At 45.1% G+C, this 14,359-nt stretch carries 15 protein-coding genes; all 15 read left to right on the top strand.

The genetic code is table 11. The features are described from left to right. The first annotated feature begins 7 nt into the window (after window positions 1-7). The 15 genes from pstC to CS898_RS01755 all read left to right on the top strand — a co-directional run bounded on the left by pstC (window position 8) and on the right by CS898_RS01755 (window position 14,231). Window positions 8-949: a phosphate ABC transporter permease subunit PstC gene (gene pstC, locus CS898_RS01825; RefSeq protein WP_009431534.1), complete on the top strand. Its 942-nt coding sequence runs from the start codon at window positions 8-10 to the stop codon at window positions 947-949. Beyond that, window positions 942-1,847 (top strand): PstA family ABC transporter permease, encoded by a 906-nt coding sequence (locus tag CS898_RS01820; protein ID WP_009430914.1) that lies wholly within the window; start codon window positions 942-944, stop codon window positions 1,845-1,847. Before pstC ends, CS898_RS01820 begins: the two co-directional genes overlap by 8 nt. Next, window positions 1,844-2,590 carry a phosphate ABC transporter ATP-binding protein PstB gene (pstB, locus tag CS898_RS01815; RefSeq protein ID WP_009431787.1) on the top strand — a complete coding sequence of 249 codons (747 nt, stop codon included), beginning with the start codon at window positions 1,844-1,846 and terminating at the stop codon, window positions 2,588-2,590. The genes CS898_RS01820 and pstB overlap by 4 nt, the downstream gene beginning before the upstream one ends. Then, window positions 2,590-3,195, top strand: coding sequence for a phosphate signaling complex PhoU family protein (locus tag CS898_RS01810; protein WP_099207898.1), 606 nt, complete (start codon window positions 2,590-2,592; stop codon window positions 3,193-3,195). Before pstB ends, CS898_RS01810 begins: the two co-directional genes overlap by 1 nt. A 49-nt stretch (window positions 3,196-3,244) precedes the next feature. Beyond that, on the top strand, window positions 3,245-3,907 hold the full coding sequence (locus tag CS898_RS01805; RefSeq protein ID WP_009430038.1) for a response regulator transcription factor: 663 nt from the start codon (window positions 3,245-3,247) through the stop codon (window positions 3,905-3,907). After that, window positions 3,904-5,574, top strand: coding sequence for a sensor histidine kinase (locus CS898_RS01800; RefSeq protein ID WP_099207897.1), 1,671 nt, complete (start codon window positions 3,904-3,906; stop codon window positions 5,572-5,574). The genes CS898_RS01805 and CS898_RS01800 overlap by 4 nt, the downstream gene beginning before the upstream one ends. Before the next feature lie 30 nt (window positions 5,575-5,604). Next, on the top strand, window positions 5,605-5,988 hold the full coding sequence (locus CS898_RS01795; RefSeq protein WP_034437668.1) for a hotdog family protein: 384 nt from the start codon (window positions 5,605-5,607) through the stop codon (window positions 5,986-5,988). A 101-nt stretch (window positions 5,989-6,089) separates the two neighbouring features. Beyond that, complete coding sequence (locus tag CS898_RS01790) at window positions 6,090-6,776, top strand: response regulator (protein WP_099207896.1); 687 nt, start codon at window positions 6,090-6,092, stop codon at window positions 6,774-6,776. 1 nt (window position 6,777) lies between these two features. Beyond that, on the top strand, window positions 6,778-8,571 hold the full coding sequence (locus tag CS898_RS01785; RefSeq protein ID WP_099207895.1) for a sensor histidine kinase: 1,794 nt from the start codon (window positions 6,778-6,780) through the stop codon (window positions 8,569-8,571). Continuing rightward, a complete protein-coding gene (locus CS898_RS01780) occupies window positions 8,568-9,938 on the top strand; it encodes a hypothetical protein (RefSeq protein WP_099207894.1) in 1,371 nt (456 codons plus the stop codon). Before CS898_RS01785 ends, CS898_RS01780 begins: the two co-directional genes overlap by 4 nt. A 1-nt stretch (window position 9,939) precedes the next feature. Continuing rightward, window positions 9,940-10,788, top strand: coding sequence for a two-component system regulatory protein YycI (locus CS898_RS01775; RefSeq protein WP_099207893.1), 849 nt, complete (start codon window positions 9,940-9,942; stop codon window positions 10,786-10,788). Window positions 10,789-10,806: 18 nt separating this feature from the next. Beyond that, window positions 10,807-11,607, top strand: coding sequence for an MBL fold metallo-hydrolase (locus CS898_RS01770; protein WP_099207892.1), 801 nt, complete (start codon window positions 10,807-10,809; stop codon window positions 11,605-11,607). Beyond that, complete coding sequence (gene surE / locus CS898_RS01765; RefSeq protein WP_099207891.1) at window positions 11,604-12,359, top strand: 5'/3'-nucleotidase SurE; 756 nt, start codon at window positions 11,604-11,606, stop codon at window positions 12,357-12,359. Before CS898_RS01770 ends, surE begins: the two co-directional genes overlap by 4 nt. 11 nt (window positions 12,360-12,370) lie before the next feature. Beyond that, on the top strand, window positions 12,371-13,294 hold the full coding sequence (locus CS898_RS01760) for a DMT family transporter (RefSeq protein WP_099207890.1): 924 nt from the start codon (window positions 12,371-12,373) through the stop codon (window positions 13,292-13,294). Then, the gene (locus tag CS898_RS01755; RefSeq protein WP_099207889.1) at window positions 13,269-14,231 is read left to right on the top strand and encodes a hypothetical protein; all 963 of its coding nucleotides are present in this window, start codon (window positions 13,269-13,271) and stop codon (window positions 14,229-14,231) included. The genes CS898_RS01760 and CS898_RS01755 overlap by 26 nt, the downstream gene beginning before the upstream one ends. Window positions 14,232-14,359 lie beyond the last annotated feature (128 nt).

Raw genomic sequence — 14,359 nt, 5'->3', positions numbered from 1 at the left:
AAATCCTATGACTTCTTATCAAAACGTGGAAAGCAAAGTTTCCATTATTGAAAAGAAACAAAATAAACGTCTAGTAGACAAGGCTGTCCGAGGTGGTATTAGCTGCCTCGGTATTGCCGTTGTAGGGCTTATGATTTTAATCACCCTATTTTTAGCCTACAGGGGAATCCAATTATTTACCCGATACCACCATTCTCTAGGAGAGTTTCTCTTCTCCTCGGATTGGGCGCCCAACGATTCCATGGAAGGTGGTGGAAAGGTAGGATCAGCTGTTTATTTTGTCGGTTCGATTTTAACTTGTGGGATTGCTCTTTTAATTGCAGCCCCATTTTCCATTACTGTTTCTGTTTTTATCTCGGAACTGGTTCCCGACAAGACCAAGGCTTTTTTCCAAATGCTAGTGGAAATTTTAGCGGGAGTTCCATCTATTATCTATGGTTGGATGGGGTTGACGATTTTAGTTCCCTGGTTAAAAGAAATCAGTGGACGGCCCCATGGATTTTCTGTCATGGCAGGGGCCTTGGTTTTGGCCCTAATGGTCCTACCAACCATGATTACCCTATGTAAGGATAGTTATCGAAGTGTACCAGAAGCCCAAAGATTGGCCGCCTATGGCCTAGGGGCCACCAAATTTCAAATGATTAAAGATGTCATCCTGCCTACAGCTAAGACAGGGGTCTTTACAGCCTTTGTTTTGGGTCTGTCCAGGGCCTTTGGAGAGGCCTTGGCTGTGGCCATGGTTATTGGGAAAACCAGGGCTTTTCCGGCAGACCTTCTTTCTCCAACAACCAACCTGACTTCTGCCATTGCGTCTGATATGGGGGGAGCCATGGAAGGGGGAGAATATAATGCAGCCCTTTGGGCTATGGCCTTGAGTCTTTTTGTCATCTCCTTGGTTTTTGTCTTTATCATTGGGAAAATTGGAAGTCGAGGTAGAGTAAATGATTAAAAATGCTGTAGACTTAAAAGTCATTGAAAATGCAAAAAAGAAGGATGCTCTAGCCAGAACCCTGGTTAGCATATTTGCCCTCTTGTTTTTTATCGTGGTAGGATTTTTTGTCTTCTCTGTTATTTTTAGGGGACTTAGAGATTTTGACCTATCCTTTTTCGGAGGACGGCGAGGCCTTCTGGGAGTTCTGTGGAACACGGTTTATCTAACCATTCTATCTCTTTTAATCTCAGTGCCTTTGGGGGTAGCAACAGGAATCTACCTGTCCTATTATTCTGATAGCAAGTCAGCTTTAAATACCATTCTAAGAGCGGGTCTAAGAACCCTATCGGGTCTTCCCTCTATTGTGGTAGGCTTGTTTGGATACCTGGCTTTTGTTCTATTCACTGGGACCCAATGGTCCTTGTGGGCTGGGGCCTTGACGGTATCCATCTTAAATATTCCTCTCATGGCCACCTCTACAGAAGAAGCCTTGGATGAAATTGATTCTTCCATTTACTTTGGATCCATGGCCTTGGGAGCCACCAGGGAACAAACCCTTATCCACGTCTTACTTCCCCAATGCCTTCACAGGCTGGTAACTGGGGTTGTCCTTTCTGCCGGCCGGGTTGTTGCAGAAGCAGCTGCTTTAATGTATACGGCAGGATCCACATCAGATATTCTTTTTTCAGGCGTTGATTTTAATTCTCCCTTAAATGCCTTTAACCCCAACCGACCGGGGAAAACTCTAGCCCTACACATCTGGGGAGCTAGAACCCAAGCCCACCATGCAACTGCTTCTCAAGAAGCCAATGTCGCTTCAGCCCTTTTGTTGATTTTAGTTGTTGCCATTACCCTGGTAGCCTATTTTGTAAAAGTCCACTGGAGCAAAAAATTAGAAGGAGGGAAGAACCAGTGAAATTTGAAGCTCATGATGTTGATCTTTACTATGGCAGCAACCAAGCCTTAAAAAAGATCAACATGGATATAGAAGAAAAAGAAGTAACGGCCTTAATTGGGCCTTCTGGCTGTGGGAAGTCCACTTTTCTAAAAATTCTCAACCGTCTCCATGACCTTAACCCTAATGTTCGGATTGAGGGAGATGTTAAGCTAGATGGTAAGGATATCTTCGCAGAAATGGATCCCATTGAAGTTCGTAGACGGGTGGGGATGGTCTTTCAAAGTCCCAATCCCTTTGCCAAGAGTATCTACAATAATGTAGCCTATGGCCTGAAATTGGCTGGAATTAAAAACAAGACAGAGCTGGATGACCGGGTGAAAAAAGCCTTGGAAGACGCAGCCCTTTGGGATGAAGTTAAAGATCGATTAAATTCTTCAGCCCTGGGTATGTCTGGGGGGCAACAACAAAGGCTTTGTATAGCCAGAGCCCTGGCCCCGGGACCGGAAGTTCTTCTCATGGATGAACCAACCTCAGCCCTGGACCCCATTTCCACCAGTAAAATTGAAGACCTCTGCCATAGCTTAAAGCAACACTACACCATTGTCATTGTCACCCATAATATGCAACAAGCCCTTAGGGTCAGTGACAAGACGGCCTTTTTCCTCTTGGGAGAAGTCATAGAAATGAACGAAACCCAAGAGCTTTTCTCCAATCCAAAAGAAGCCCAAACATCCAAATACATCACAGGGAGGTTCGGTTGATGAGAGAGAGATTTATTGACGACTTAAACCGTCTAGAAACTTTGAATTTTGACATGTTCCGGATGGGGGAACAATCCCTACAACTCCTCCAAAAACTTATAACAGAAAAAGACCGGACCCTTTGCAATCGAATTTCAGAAGTTGAAGGAGCCATGGATGAAAAGAAAAAGCAAGTGGAAAGCTTGGCCATGGCCCTAATTTTAAGAGAACAACCCGTAGCCCAAGACTTGGCCTTGATTACAGCCTCCCTAGGGGTTGTAGTAGACCTGGAAAGAATCAGTGACCAGTCCCGAGATATTGCCTTTATTTTAGACCATCCTGGTCAATTGGAAAATAAAGAAATGGACAGCCTGGCCAAACTTACCAAGCAGGCCTATGAAATGTTTCGCCTGGTCCGCAGGGGCTTTGTGGAAAAGACCAAGTGCCGGGACCTTTTAGAGAGCATGGATGACGAAATGGACCAAGGTTTTGAGGATATTAAAAAAACCTTGAAGGAAAATCCCCATGCCCAGGACCTGGATCTTTTGTTGGTGGCAAAATACCTGGAGAGAATTGGCGACCACTGTGTAAATATCGGAGAATGGGTTGACGCATCCTTGGCCTAGAAAGGCTCAATTTGTGCTATAATAAAGATAAGAAAGCCGAGGTGGTGGAATGATTTATGTTGTGGAAGATGACAACAGTATCCGAGAGTTAATTTTATATGCCCTGGAGGGGCAAAATTACGAGGTTAAAGGTTTTGGCAAGCCCTCTGATTTTTGGAAGGGGATGGAGGAAGAAAAACCTCAATTGATTCTTTTAGATATCATGCTCCCAGAGCAGGATGGGATGGATATTTTAAAAAAACTCAAGAGCCAAAGCCAAACCAGGGACCTGCCGGTGATTATGTTGACGGCAAAAGACTCTGAATATGACATGGTAACAGGATTGGATACAGGGGCAGACGACTATATGACCAAGCCTTTTAGGATGATGGAATTGTTAAGCCGCATTGGGGCTGTTTTGAGACGGTCTGGGGTGAAAAACGAATCTGTTTTAAGCTTGGGCAAGTTGGAAGTGGACCGGTCCAGACACCTGGCCAAGGTAGACGGCCAAGAAGTGGACTTGACCCCCAAGGAATTTGATATTCTATGGATTCTCATGTCCCGACCCGGCTATGTCTTTTCCAGAGATACCCTCTTTCAAAGGATTTGGGGGACAGATTTTGCTGGAGAAAGCCGGACTTTAGATGTTCATATGGGGTCTCTAAGACAAAAACTAGGTCAAGAAAAAGACCACATTCAAACAGTGCGTGGTCTGGGGTATAAAATTGTATGAAGGGAAAATTAAGTAAACAAATTTTTGCCTCTATCCTAAAAATCAGCGGCCTGGTCCTGCTAGCCTGTCTGGTCCTTGGTGGAGGCATTTTTTACTATGGTTACAACCACCGTATCCAACAAGAACTCTATAAACAAGCCCTTTACCTTTCTTATACCATCAATGGGAAAAAGCCTGGGGAGATTCAAAAGCTGCCTGAAAACAAAGACCGGGTGACCCTTCTAGATCGTAACGGTCGAGTCCTTTATGACAACCAGGTAGATCCCAGTCATTTAAAAAGTCACTATGACCGGCCGGAATTTCAAAAGGCCCTTAAGGAGGGATTTGGTTTTGTCCGCCGCTTCTCTACTACCATGGATAAGCAGACCATCAACTATGCCTACAAGATGCCTGATGGCCGAGTCTTAAGGGTTTCTAAACAGGTAGACAGCCTCTTTAACCCCTTTCTCCAAGGGATCATTCCCTTGGCCATTGTTTTAGGTTTTCTCCTTCTCTTAACCAGCCTTGCAGCAAAACAATTAGTCCAAGAAATTGTCCGGCCCATTAACCATATTGACTTGGACCATCCCACTGACCAGGCCCTCTATGAAGAAATTTGGCCCTTGGTTCAAAGGATTTCCATGCAAAATAAGGCCCTGGACAGGACCCTGGCCCGGGAAAGGGAAAGGCAGGAGGAATTCCAATGGATGGTAGACCACATGTCTGAAGGACTCCTCTTGGTGGATGACAAGGAGAGGATCGTCTCCTTTAACAACAGCGCCCTCTACCTCCTAGAAGGCCACAAGGTTAGACGGGGAGAACACTTTCGAAACCTGCGGGTGGACCCGGGTTTGGAAATGGATATCCGGTCCGGCCTCAAGGGTCACAGGAGTCGGAAGATTTTTAAAAAAGAAAACGGCAGCTATGAAATCAACATCCATCCCATTGCTCAAAATGACCGGATTAGCGGTGCTGTCGTCCTAGTTTTAGACGTAACCCAAAGGGAAGAGCTGGAACAATACCGCCGGGAATTTACGGCCAATGTCAGCCACGAACTCAAGACCCCCCTAACCTCCATTATGGGTTTTGGAGAACTCTTGGGCCAGGGCTTAGTTAAAGACCAAGACATCCACCGGGTAGGCAACCGAATTGAATCAGAAGCCAAACGACTTATGGACCTGGTATCCGACCTCTTGAAACTCTCTCAAATTGAAGAAGGGGGAGACATCTTTAAAAAGGGCTGCTTTAGCCCTCAAGAAGTGATCCAATCCGTCCTGGACCACCTCAAGGAAATTGCTGAAAAGAAGGACATCCAGTTGATTTTTTCCGGAGAAAGTAGTACATTGGTGGGGCAGAAGAAGTTATTTTACGAAATGGTTTATAACCTAGTGGACAACGGAATTAAGTATGCCAAGGGCCCAGGCTATGTCCAAGTGGACTTAGAAGAAGACTTAAACAGCATCCAATTATGGGTCAAAGACAATGGCCCGGGAATTGAACCCGAGGACCAACCACGGATCTTCGAACGATTTTACCGGGGGGACAAGTCCCACTCTTCAGAAATCAAGGGGACGGGGCTGGGTCTATCCATTGTCAAGCATGCAGTAAAGGTATTTGAGGGAACCATTGACTTAAAAAGTTCCAGTAGTGGAACCACCTTTCACATGGAATTTCCCAAAACCCGTTGATCCCCTGGCTAGAATCAAGGAGGATTGGGAATGAAGTTTAAACAAGGGCAAGAATTTACCTATGAAAGAAGCTTTACAAAAGAAGATGTAAAAGGTTTTATTGACCTGGCCCATTACACCGGCCGTCACCATGAAGAGGAAAACCAAGATGGAGAGATTATGATCCAAGGCCTTCTAACGGCAACTCTTCCTACAACCCTGGGAGGAGAGTACGACCTCTTGGTCTATCAAATGCTCTATGACCTTACCAAGCCCGTCTATACTGGAGACCATATTATCTGTCAGATCCGGATAGACCAGGCAGAAGAAAAAAGAGACAAGATTCACTACAAGCTGGACTTCCAGTGCAAGAACCAAAAAGACCAGGTGGTTTTGTCTGGTTACCTCAAGGCCATTGAATTAAAATTTGACTAAAAGGGATAGCGGAGGCTATCTCTTTTTACTTGTAAAAAACTAGCTTATAGAGAAGAGCTCTCAAGTATAAATATGGTATAATAAGAGAAAAGGGGGTTCTTATGACATCTAAAATATTAATTGTGGATGATGAACAATCCATTGGAGATATTATTTCATATAATTTACAAAAAGAGGGCTTTGAGGTAGAAAATGCCTATGACGGACTTCAATGCCTGGAAAAATTAGAGCAAAAAGAATTTGATTTGGTCTTATTAGATGTGATGATGCCCAAATTAGATGGCTTTCAAACCCTGAAGAGGATCCGAAAAGACAGTCGGATTCCCGTCATCATGTTGACGGCCAAGGAAGAAGAAGTAGACAAGATTTTGGGCCTGGAATTGGGTGCAGATGACTATGTGGTCAAACCCTTTTCCATGCGGGAGCTCATTGCCCGGGTCAAGGCCAACCTCCGTCGCTTGGACTATGAAAGCGAACGGGCCGATGACAAGCTCTTGACCCATGGAGACCTGACCATTGACCTGGCCAAGTATGAGGTCCAAAAGCAGGGGCAGATTATCGACTTAACCCTGAGAGAGTTCGAACTCTTAAAATTTTTAGCCCAAACCCCTGACCAGGTTTATTCCCGGGAAGAGCTCCTGGAAAAGGTCTGGGGCTATGAATACTATGGCGATATCCGGACTGTAGATGTCACAGTCCGTCGCTTGCGGGAAAAAATTGAAGACCAAGACGGAGATTTTCGCTATATCTTAACCAAACGTGGTGTAGGTTATTACTTCGGAGGATAAGATGCTATCCAGTTTTAAGGCTCGTTTTATCTTTATTTATCTTATTTTAATCCTAATCTGTATGGCCATTGTGGGGACCTTTTTGATCAACCGTCTGGAAATTTCCCAAATGAAGACCATTGAAAGGGAAATGAATGAAACCATTGACTCCATGGTGGCCTCAGCAGGCTATCTCCAGGACAGTGAATGGGGAAAAGAAGCTGGTCTCTTGCAAAATACCATTGATGGCTGGCGGCTGTCTTCGACAGAATCCATCTATATCATTTCCAGGGACCAGGTTCCTGTGGTTTTAGCTTCTTCGGTGAATTCCAAGGATGAGATCCAGGGGCAAAATGCCCTGGCTCAAAGGGACCTATCGCCGGAAATTGTTTTAAAGGCCCTAAAGGGACATGTGTCTGAAACCACCATCCTAGAAAGTAACCAAGCCCCTATCCGTCACTTGGCCAAGCCGGTTTTTTCAGCGGATGGTCAAGTCCAGGGGGTCTTTTACATGACCATGAGCTTGGAGCCTGTCTACAGTGTGGTTTCTGATACCAAGGAGCTCTTGACCTATGCAACTATTCTGGGTCTAGCCATTACAACCATCCTGGGATTTTTTATTGCCAATTCAGTAACAGGACCAGTCCGGGAAATTACCTCCAAGGCTAAGGACCTGGCTGAAGGAAACTTTGACCAGCACGTCCAAGTCAAGAGCAATGACGAAATTGGTCAAATGGCTTCCATGTTCAACTACCTTACAGGAGAACTCAAGGAAACCATGGACAAGATGGATATCGAACGGTCCAAGCTGGACACCATCTTCCACTACATGGCTGAGGGGGTAGTGGCTATTAATCGGGACAACTACCTAATCCACATCAACCCCATTGCCAAAGAAATTTTAAATTTACCAGAGGAAGTTCTGGCTGGGGAGAAAAAAATCCCCATGGACCAGTTGGACCTGACGGAAATTAACTACTATAACCCCCCCAGCCTATCTGGGGAAAGACAGGTAGAAATCAACAAGTCTTTTTACAATATCAAGTATGCTCCCTATAAGAATGAGTTGGATGAAAACTCCGGCTTGATTGTGGTTTTCCAAGATATAACCAAGGAGCATCAATTAGATGAGATGCGTAGGGAATTTGTGGCCAATGTTAGTCATGAACTCAAGACTCCCTTAACCTCCATCAAGTCCTATACAGAAACCTTGATGGAGGCCGACTTGGAACCAGATGCCCGAAAGCGGTTTTTAAAGGTCATTGAAAGAGAATCCAACCGGATGGTTTCCCTAGTCCGGGATCTTTTACAACTATCCAACATGGACAACCACTCCTTAAAATTAAAGCTTAGTCGTCTGGACACTTATGAAGTCATTGAGACAACCATGGAGAGCCTCCTGCCCCTAGCCCAAGAAAAGCAAATTCGCATCCACTTGGAAGTGGCAGAGGACATTCAAAAAATTTACGGAGACCTTCATGGAGTTCAAAGGGTCTTAAACAACATCATCTCCAATGCCATTAAATACACCCCCCAAGGGGGAGAGGTGGCTATTTTAGCAAAGAATCGAGGCCCCAGGATCCTGGTCCAAGTCAAGGATACAGGTCTTGGAATTCCCCCCAAGGATATGAATCGAATATTCGAACGCTTCTACCGGGTGGAAAAGGGTCGGAGTCGACAAATGGGTGGAACAGGCCTGGGCCTATCCATTGCCAAGGAACTCATAGAAGCCATGGGAGGCTCCATCCAATTGAGCTCTGTCTTTGGCCAAGGCACTACTGCCTCACTCTTTTTTAAAGGAGGGGAGTCTTTTTGAAAGAAAGCATCAAGACCTTCCTCTTGTGGGCCTTATCCATCCTCTTGATTTTTATGGTGGCGGAAATTTGGATTCAAATTCCCAGCATGACCAAGGAGAGTCAGAAACAGGAAAACTTTGAAAAAAATCGCTTAAAATTAGAACTTTTAGGACCCAAGGAATTGGTCTTAAGTTTTTCTGATACAGAACAAACCCTGGTCTACAAGATCCAGCCCTATTGGACCATTATGCAAATGGGCCTAAAGGACCTCTATGAAAATGTGGAGGCCAAGGATATTGCCCCCATAAGGCACAAGGACTATCAAAAATTTTTACAAGAAAACCAACTTCTAAGTTTGAATTTTCCGGGGATTTTAGACCATGAAACCTGGGCCCAATTGCTCCAGTTTGACTTGACGACCCTGCCGAAAAAAATTCCTGGCAAACTCTTGTCCATGGACTTGAGTCTAGATAAGGACCTCTTAGTGGTCCGGACAGACCAGGGAACTTTCTTGGTTCGGGGCCACTTAAAAACCCAAGACCTTTTAAAAGACCGGGTCTCCATGGTTTATGACTCCAGACGTTATCGGAACTATACCAGCCTTTGGAAAAAATACGGGGTGGACAACATGGTCTATATTCCCCGAATCAACACCCAACCACCGGAGAACATCCCCTTGGAAAACAAGCTCCAAACCATGTCTGCCCAGGTGCAAAACAACCTGGCCCGGCGGTATTTAAGGCAAAATATAGACTATATTCGAGAAATTAGTGAGGACCAAGCTGTGACCTATGTCTATGACCAAAAGGTCCTAAGGCTCAATAAGAATGGTTGGTTGACCTACAAGGATGGGCAAAAAAGCCCCGACCAGGAAGATAGCCTGGTCCAGTCGCTAGATGCTGCCTTGGACTTTGTTACCAGCCATACTGGCATAACGGAGTCCTTGTATATCAGCGATATTGAACGAATCCAAGACAAGAAAAACCCTGGCTATATTTTTTATTTCAATATGCTGGCCAACCACAAGAGGGTCTACCGGATGGACCAGGCTCCCTACCTGGCCCGGTTGGAAGTCCAAGGACAGGATATTCGCCAAATGGACTTCCTCTACCAAAAGCCCATGGAGACAGAAATGGTCCAAAATGTGGAAATTGCCAAGGAAGTCTTGGGGCCGGAAGAAATCATCGATCAAAACCGGTCTCGCCTTGACCCGGGATCTAAGTCTTTAGAAGAAACCCTGGGGAAAGTAAAGTGGATTGACTCGTCCTATCTAGAGCTGGAAAACCCTGAAGGACAAAGGATTTTAAAGGCAGTTTGGGCTGTGAAAATCAAAGACCAGGTCTTTTTAATGGACATGGAAACGGGAAGTTTAATGATGGAGGGATAAGTTGGATTGGTCTAGAATAAAAACAATCTTAATCATTGCCTTGGCCCTGGCTAACCTGGCCCTGGGCTATGAGGTTTACCGGCAAAAAACGATCCTGGAAAGTCCCTCTGCTTCCAAGCAGTTTAACCAGGAACTCCTGGATCTTTTGGCCAGTGAAGATATTAAAATCAGCCCCTCCATCCGTCTCCAGTCGGAAAAGTTAAACTCCCTAAGAGTTCAATATGAAAACTTGACTGAAGAACAACTCAACCGGGACTTCTTTCACAATGAGGCCCTCTTAAGGCAAAAGACCCTTTCCCAGGCTGACCTGAGTTTAAACGAGGAAAGCCTCCAGGTCTATGATGGCCGGAAGCTCTCCTATCAAAAAGACCTAGTCCTGGCCAAGGAAAAGATCAGCAAGGAAGAGGCTGAAACCCAAGCCCTCTACTTTTTAAAGGAGAGAGGGTTCAAGACAGATGACCTGGTCTTGGTAAATAGCCAGACCTGGCATCAAGGTTACCAGCTGACCTTTAAAAAGGTCTATGAGGGGAAATTGCTAGAGACCAGTTATAGTATTTTTCAAGTGGACGGATCAGGAGTTCACAGCCTTTCAAGGCTCTGGTTAGATATTATTGAGCCTTCAGACAAGGAAGTTGTCATGCCTAGCCCTGAAAAGGCCCTTTTAAGTCTTCTAGACAAGAAGGAAGCCCGGGGTAGGACGGTAGTGGGCTTGGAAGCTTGCTATTATTTTAATCCATCAAAACAAGGATATATCGAGGATATTTCCAGGGCCCAACAGGGCCGGGCCATTCCAGCCTGGCGGGTCCAGTTGGACAATGGCCAGGAAATTATCGTAGATGTTTTATCATAAAAGGAAAATCGAGGAAGTATGAAATTTCAACCATTAATTAGTGGCAGTAGTGGAAATTGTCAATATATAGAAACAAAAGAAACAAAAATTCTTGTAGATGCAGGAATGACAGGAAAAAAGATCCAAGAGCTCCTGGAAGAAATCCAGGTAGACCCCAAGGACCTGGATGGGATTTTGGTGACCCATGAGCACTATGACCATACCTCGGCTGTGGGAGTCTTGGCCAGACGCCATGGCATCAAGGTCTTTGCCAATGAAAATACCTGGATGGCCATGGAAAAAACGGTCAAAACCATTCCAGTGGGGCAAAGAGAAGTCTTTATCACAGGGGAGGACTTCCATATCAAGAACCTCCATGTCCAGACCTTCCCCACCTTCCATGACTGTGTCCATGGGACCAGTTTTGTCTTGGAAGATGGCCGGACCAAGGTGTCTATGCTCACGGATACAGGTTGGGTTTCCACCTCCATGATGGAAAAGATGAAGGGGGCGGACCTCTACTACATTGAAGCCAACCACGATGAAGAAATGCTCCGGACTGGACCCTATTCCTTTGCCTTGAAGCAGAGAATTGCCTCCAACCGGGGCCACCTATCCAACCACCATGCGGCAGATGTCTTAAGTAAGATGTTAGAAAAAAAGAATGAGCATGTTATTTTGGCCCATATGTCTACAGACAACAACGATCCTCTCTTAGCAACACGAACCTTTCGAGAGGACCTGGCCCTGTGCAACATTCACGAGGGCCTGCACTTTACCATGGAGGTGGCTAAAAAGGCCAGCCCCAGTGACCCATTTTTAGGAAAGGAAGACCAATGAATATACTATTAACCAATGACGATGGATACAAGGCTCCAGGCATTTATGCCCTGGCCAAGCGACTGGAAAAAAACCACAAGCTAATGATAGTAGCACCTAAGGTGGAGCATTCTGGCATGAGCCACTCCATTACCTTGAGAAGACCCCTGGAAATACGCAGAGAAAAATTGGAAGGAATCCAAAGTCCTGTTTATTCTGTCCAGGGGACACCAGCGGACTGTGTCCGGGTGGCTTTGACCCATATTATAGAAGACAAGATTGACCTGGTGATTTCAGGTTGCAACCTGGGCTATAATGCCGGTATGGACATCCTCTATTCGGGAACTGTTAGTGCCTGTGCCGAAGCCAACCTCTACCAGTTGCCAGCCATGGCGGTTTCAGCCCAAATGTATAAAAAATTTGACGCAGACTTTGACCAGGCTGCAGACATTGCCCTGGATATTTTTGAAAGGGTAAAGAAAGACCTGGTGGAAGAAGTCATTACCCTAAATATCAACGTCCCCTATGCCATGGGTCAACCCAAGGAAGCCGTGGTTTGTCGGATTGGTGAACCCATGTACGACAAGTACGACAAGATTGACCTGGATGAATCTAGTTTTGAGTTGAAGTTGGTGGGACGCAACCGGGGCCAATACCAAGAGGGAACTGACCGCTACTACCTGGCCCAAGGTCATACCACTATGACTCCCATTAAATATGAATTTGACAACCACAAGCGTCTGGACAAGTGGCATGACCTTTGGCAGGGCTAAAAGGAGGATCAATGGAAGTAAGTAGAAAAGTATGGCTATCAGAAATGACCATGCTCCTAGTAGCAATGATTTGGGGAGGGACCTTTGTGGCGGCGCAATTCGCCCAAGAAACCATCCCCACTTTTTGGATTTTAGCCATTCGTTTTATCCTGGCCGGCCTGATGATGAGCCTGGTCTTTTGGAAGGAATGGAAAAAACTTGATAGGAAAACCATCCGCTATGGAGCCACAATTGGGCTCTTATTATTTTTGGGAATAGGGGTTCAAATGGTGGGCTTGAAATTCACCACCCCGGCCAAGCAATCCTTTGTTTTGGTCTCCTACGTCATTATTGTTCCCATCTTGGAGTGGATTTTTTATGGGAAAAGACCTGCCAAGAAAATTTTTTTCTCCGGCATCCTATGTATTATAGGGGTGGGGCTCTTAAGCCTAAATGACCAGTTGAAATTGAGTTTTGGCGATGCCTGTACCCTGGTTTATGCCCTTATTTTTTCCATCCAGGTCTTAAAGGTTGCCGACTATTCTCCCCAAGTAGGGTCTCGGATTTTATTTTCTATCTTTCAATTTTTAACAGCAGGAGCCCTAAGTCTTCTTTTGGCCCTATTAAGCAAGGAAGTTCTTGTAGTTGAAACTGTTTCAAAAACTTCTTTTTGGGGTATTGTATACCTAACAGTCTTTAATACAGCCCTGGCCTTTACGATACAAAATATGGCGCAAAAGTATGCCAGACCAGCCAATACGGCCTTGATCATGGCAACAGAATCTATTTTTGGGGCCTTTGCGGCCTACTTTTTTGCCGGGGAAATCTTTGATTTGAGAAAGATCATAGGCTGTAGCTTTATTTTCATTGCCATATTTTTTGCCCAATTTAACCCCAAGGCCCTAGGGGCCAGAAAGGAAGGAAAAAAACATGACCCAAAAGCAAATCAATCCTGACCAAGGACTGGAAACTACCTTTTCCATCTGGAAAAGTAGCTTTTTAGTCATCCTTTTAGCTTGTCTTATTTCAGGCCTACTTACAGTAGGAAGCCAGCAACTAAGCTACCGTCTTTTCCCTTCGACAGATCCTGCTGTCCAAGTGGAAAGGCAAATGGAAAAGAATAAAGAGGCCATAGACCAAGGAGATATCGATGTCCAATGGGGCCTAGACCTAGGCACCAAGCTCAAGACCAATGTGGTCAACCTAACTACCCTGGTTGGACCCCTGGCAGGGATGGTTTCAGCGGGGCTTTTTGTCGCCGTTTACAAGAGAGTCTTGGACCAAAGACAAGTTCAAACGGGAGACATCTTTATCTTTTTTAAGAAAAATTTTCTTCGCAACTACTTAATCTGCTTTTTGATCAACCTCCTGTCGACCATTTTAATGAACCTTTTTCTCATACCTGGGATTATCTTTAACCTATATATGTTCTTCTGGCCTTTGATCCTCTATAAGGCCCTGGATGGAGGATTCTCCCTTTCAGACTTTTTCAAGGACAGCATAGCAGAATCCAAGGGTGAAAGAGGGACGATTTTTGCCAAGATATTTAAGTATGGTTTTATTATTTTTATTGTGGTCTTTATCCTATCCTTCGCCGTTCTTATGGCAACTGCTTCTTCTGGACCTATGGAAGGCGGTATAGGAGTAGGAGGCCTAGGAGTTCTAGGAGTGGGTCTTCTTACTGTCCTGGTGATGGCTATAATAGAACCCTTTATCTACCTGGCCTATATTGAAATCTTCTTAGAAAGAAAAAAACTAGTCTTGGAAAGACAAAGAATCCAAGACCAGCTGATGGAAGATCAAGCCCCTCAAGCCCAGGAGGAGAACTTGGCCCCTGAAGTAGAAGAAGAGGAAAAACCATATGACCAAGACATCCATAGTGATTTTGATTAAGAAAAAAGACGCCCTGAGGCGTCTTTTTATCTTCATAAAAATAGAAAAAGAGCAGGCCTTCTTAAAAGAAGACCTGCTCTTTTTTTGATTGATGACTTTAGTCAGTTGAGCACGCAACGCGTGCGAAA

It is taken from the genome of Urinicoccus timonensis (assembly GCF_900232945.1).
In the GTDB taxonomy this organism is placed as follows: domain Bacteria; phylum Bacillota; class Clostridia; order Tissierellales; family Peptoniphilaceae; genus Urinicoccus; species Urinicoccus timonensis.
The sequence above is the reverse complement of the archived record's forward strand: the minus strand, read 5'-3'. Positions and strand labels throughout refer to the sequence as shown.

What these genes read in the sequence shown, in the direction of transcription:
- surE (WP_099207891.1), top strand. Translation starts at nt 11,604, where the DNA reads ATGAATATACTATTAACCAATGACGATGGATACAAGGCTCCAGGCATT.
- CS898_RS01770 (WP_099207892.1), top strand. Translation starts at nt 10,807, where the DNA reads ATGAAATTTCAACCATTAATTAGTGGCAGTAGTGGAAATTGTCAATAT.
- CS898_RS01760 (WP_099207890.1), top strand. Translation starts at nt 12,371, where the DNA reads ATGGAAGTAAGTAGAAAAGTATGGCTATCAGAAATGACCATGCTCCTA.
- pstC (WP_009431534.1), top strand. Translation starts at nt 8, where the DNA reads ATGACTTCTTATCAAAACGTGGAAAGCAAAGTTTCCATTATTGAAAAG.
- CS898_RS01785 (WP_099207895.1), top strand. Translation starts at nt 6,778, where the DNA reads ATGCTATCCAGTTTTAAGGCTCGTTTTATCTTTATTTATCTTATTTTA.
- CS898_RS01805 (WP_009430038.1), top strand. Translation starts at nt 3,245, where the DNA reads ATGATTTATGTTGTGGAAGATGACAACAGTATCCGAGAGTTAATTTTA.
- CS898_RS01820 (WP_009430914.1), top strand. Translation starts at nt 942, where the DNA reads ATGATTAAAAATGCTGTAGACTTAAAAGTCATTGAAAATGCAAAAAAG.
- CS898_RS01810 (WP_099207898.1), top strand. Translation starts at nt 2,590, where the DNA reads ATGAGAGAGAGATTTATTGACGACTTAAACCGTCTAGAAACTTTGAAT.
- CS898_RS01790 (WP_099207896.1), top strand. Translation starts at nt 6,090, where the DNA reads ATGACATCTAAAATATTAATTGTGGATGATGAACAATCCATTGGAGAT.
- CS898_RS01800 (WP_099207897.1), top strand. Translation starts at nt 3,904, where the DNA reads ATGAAGGGAAAATTAAGTAAACAAATTTTTGCCTCTATCCTAAAAATC.
- CS898_RS01755 (WP_099207889.1), top strand. Translation starts at nt 13,269, where the DNA reads ATGACCCAAAAGCAAATCAATCCTGACCAAGGACTGGAAACTACCTTT.
- CS898_RS01795 (WP_034437668.1), top strand. Translation starts at nt 5,605, where the DNA reads ATGAAGTTTAAACAAGGGCAAGAATTTACCTATGAAAGAAGCTTTACA.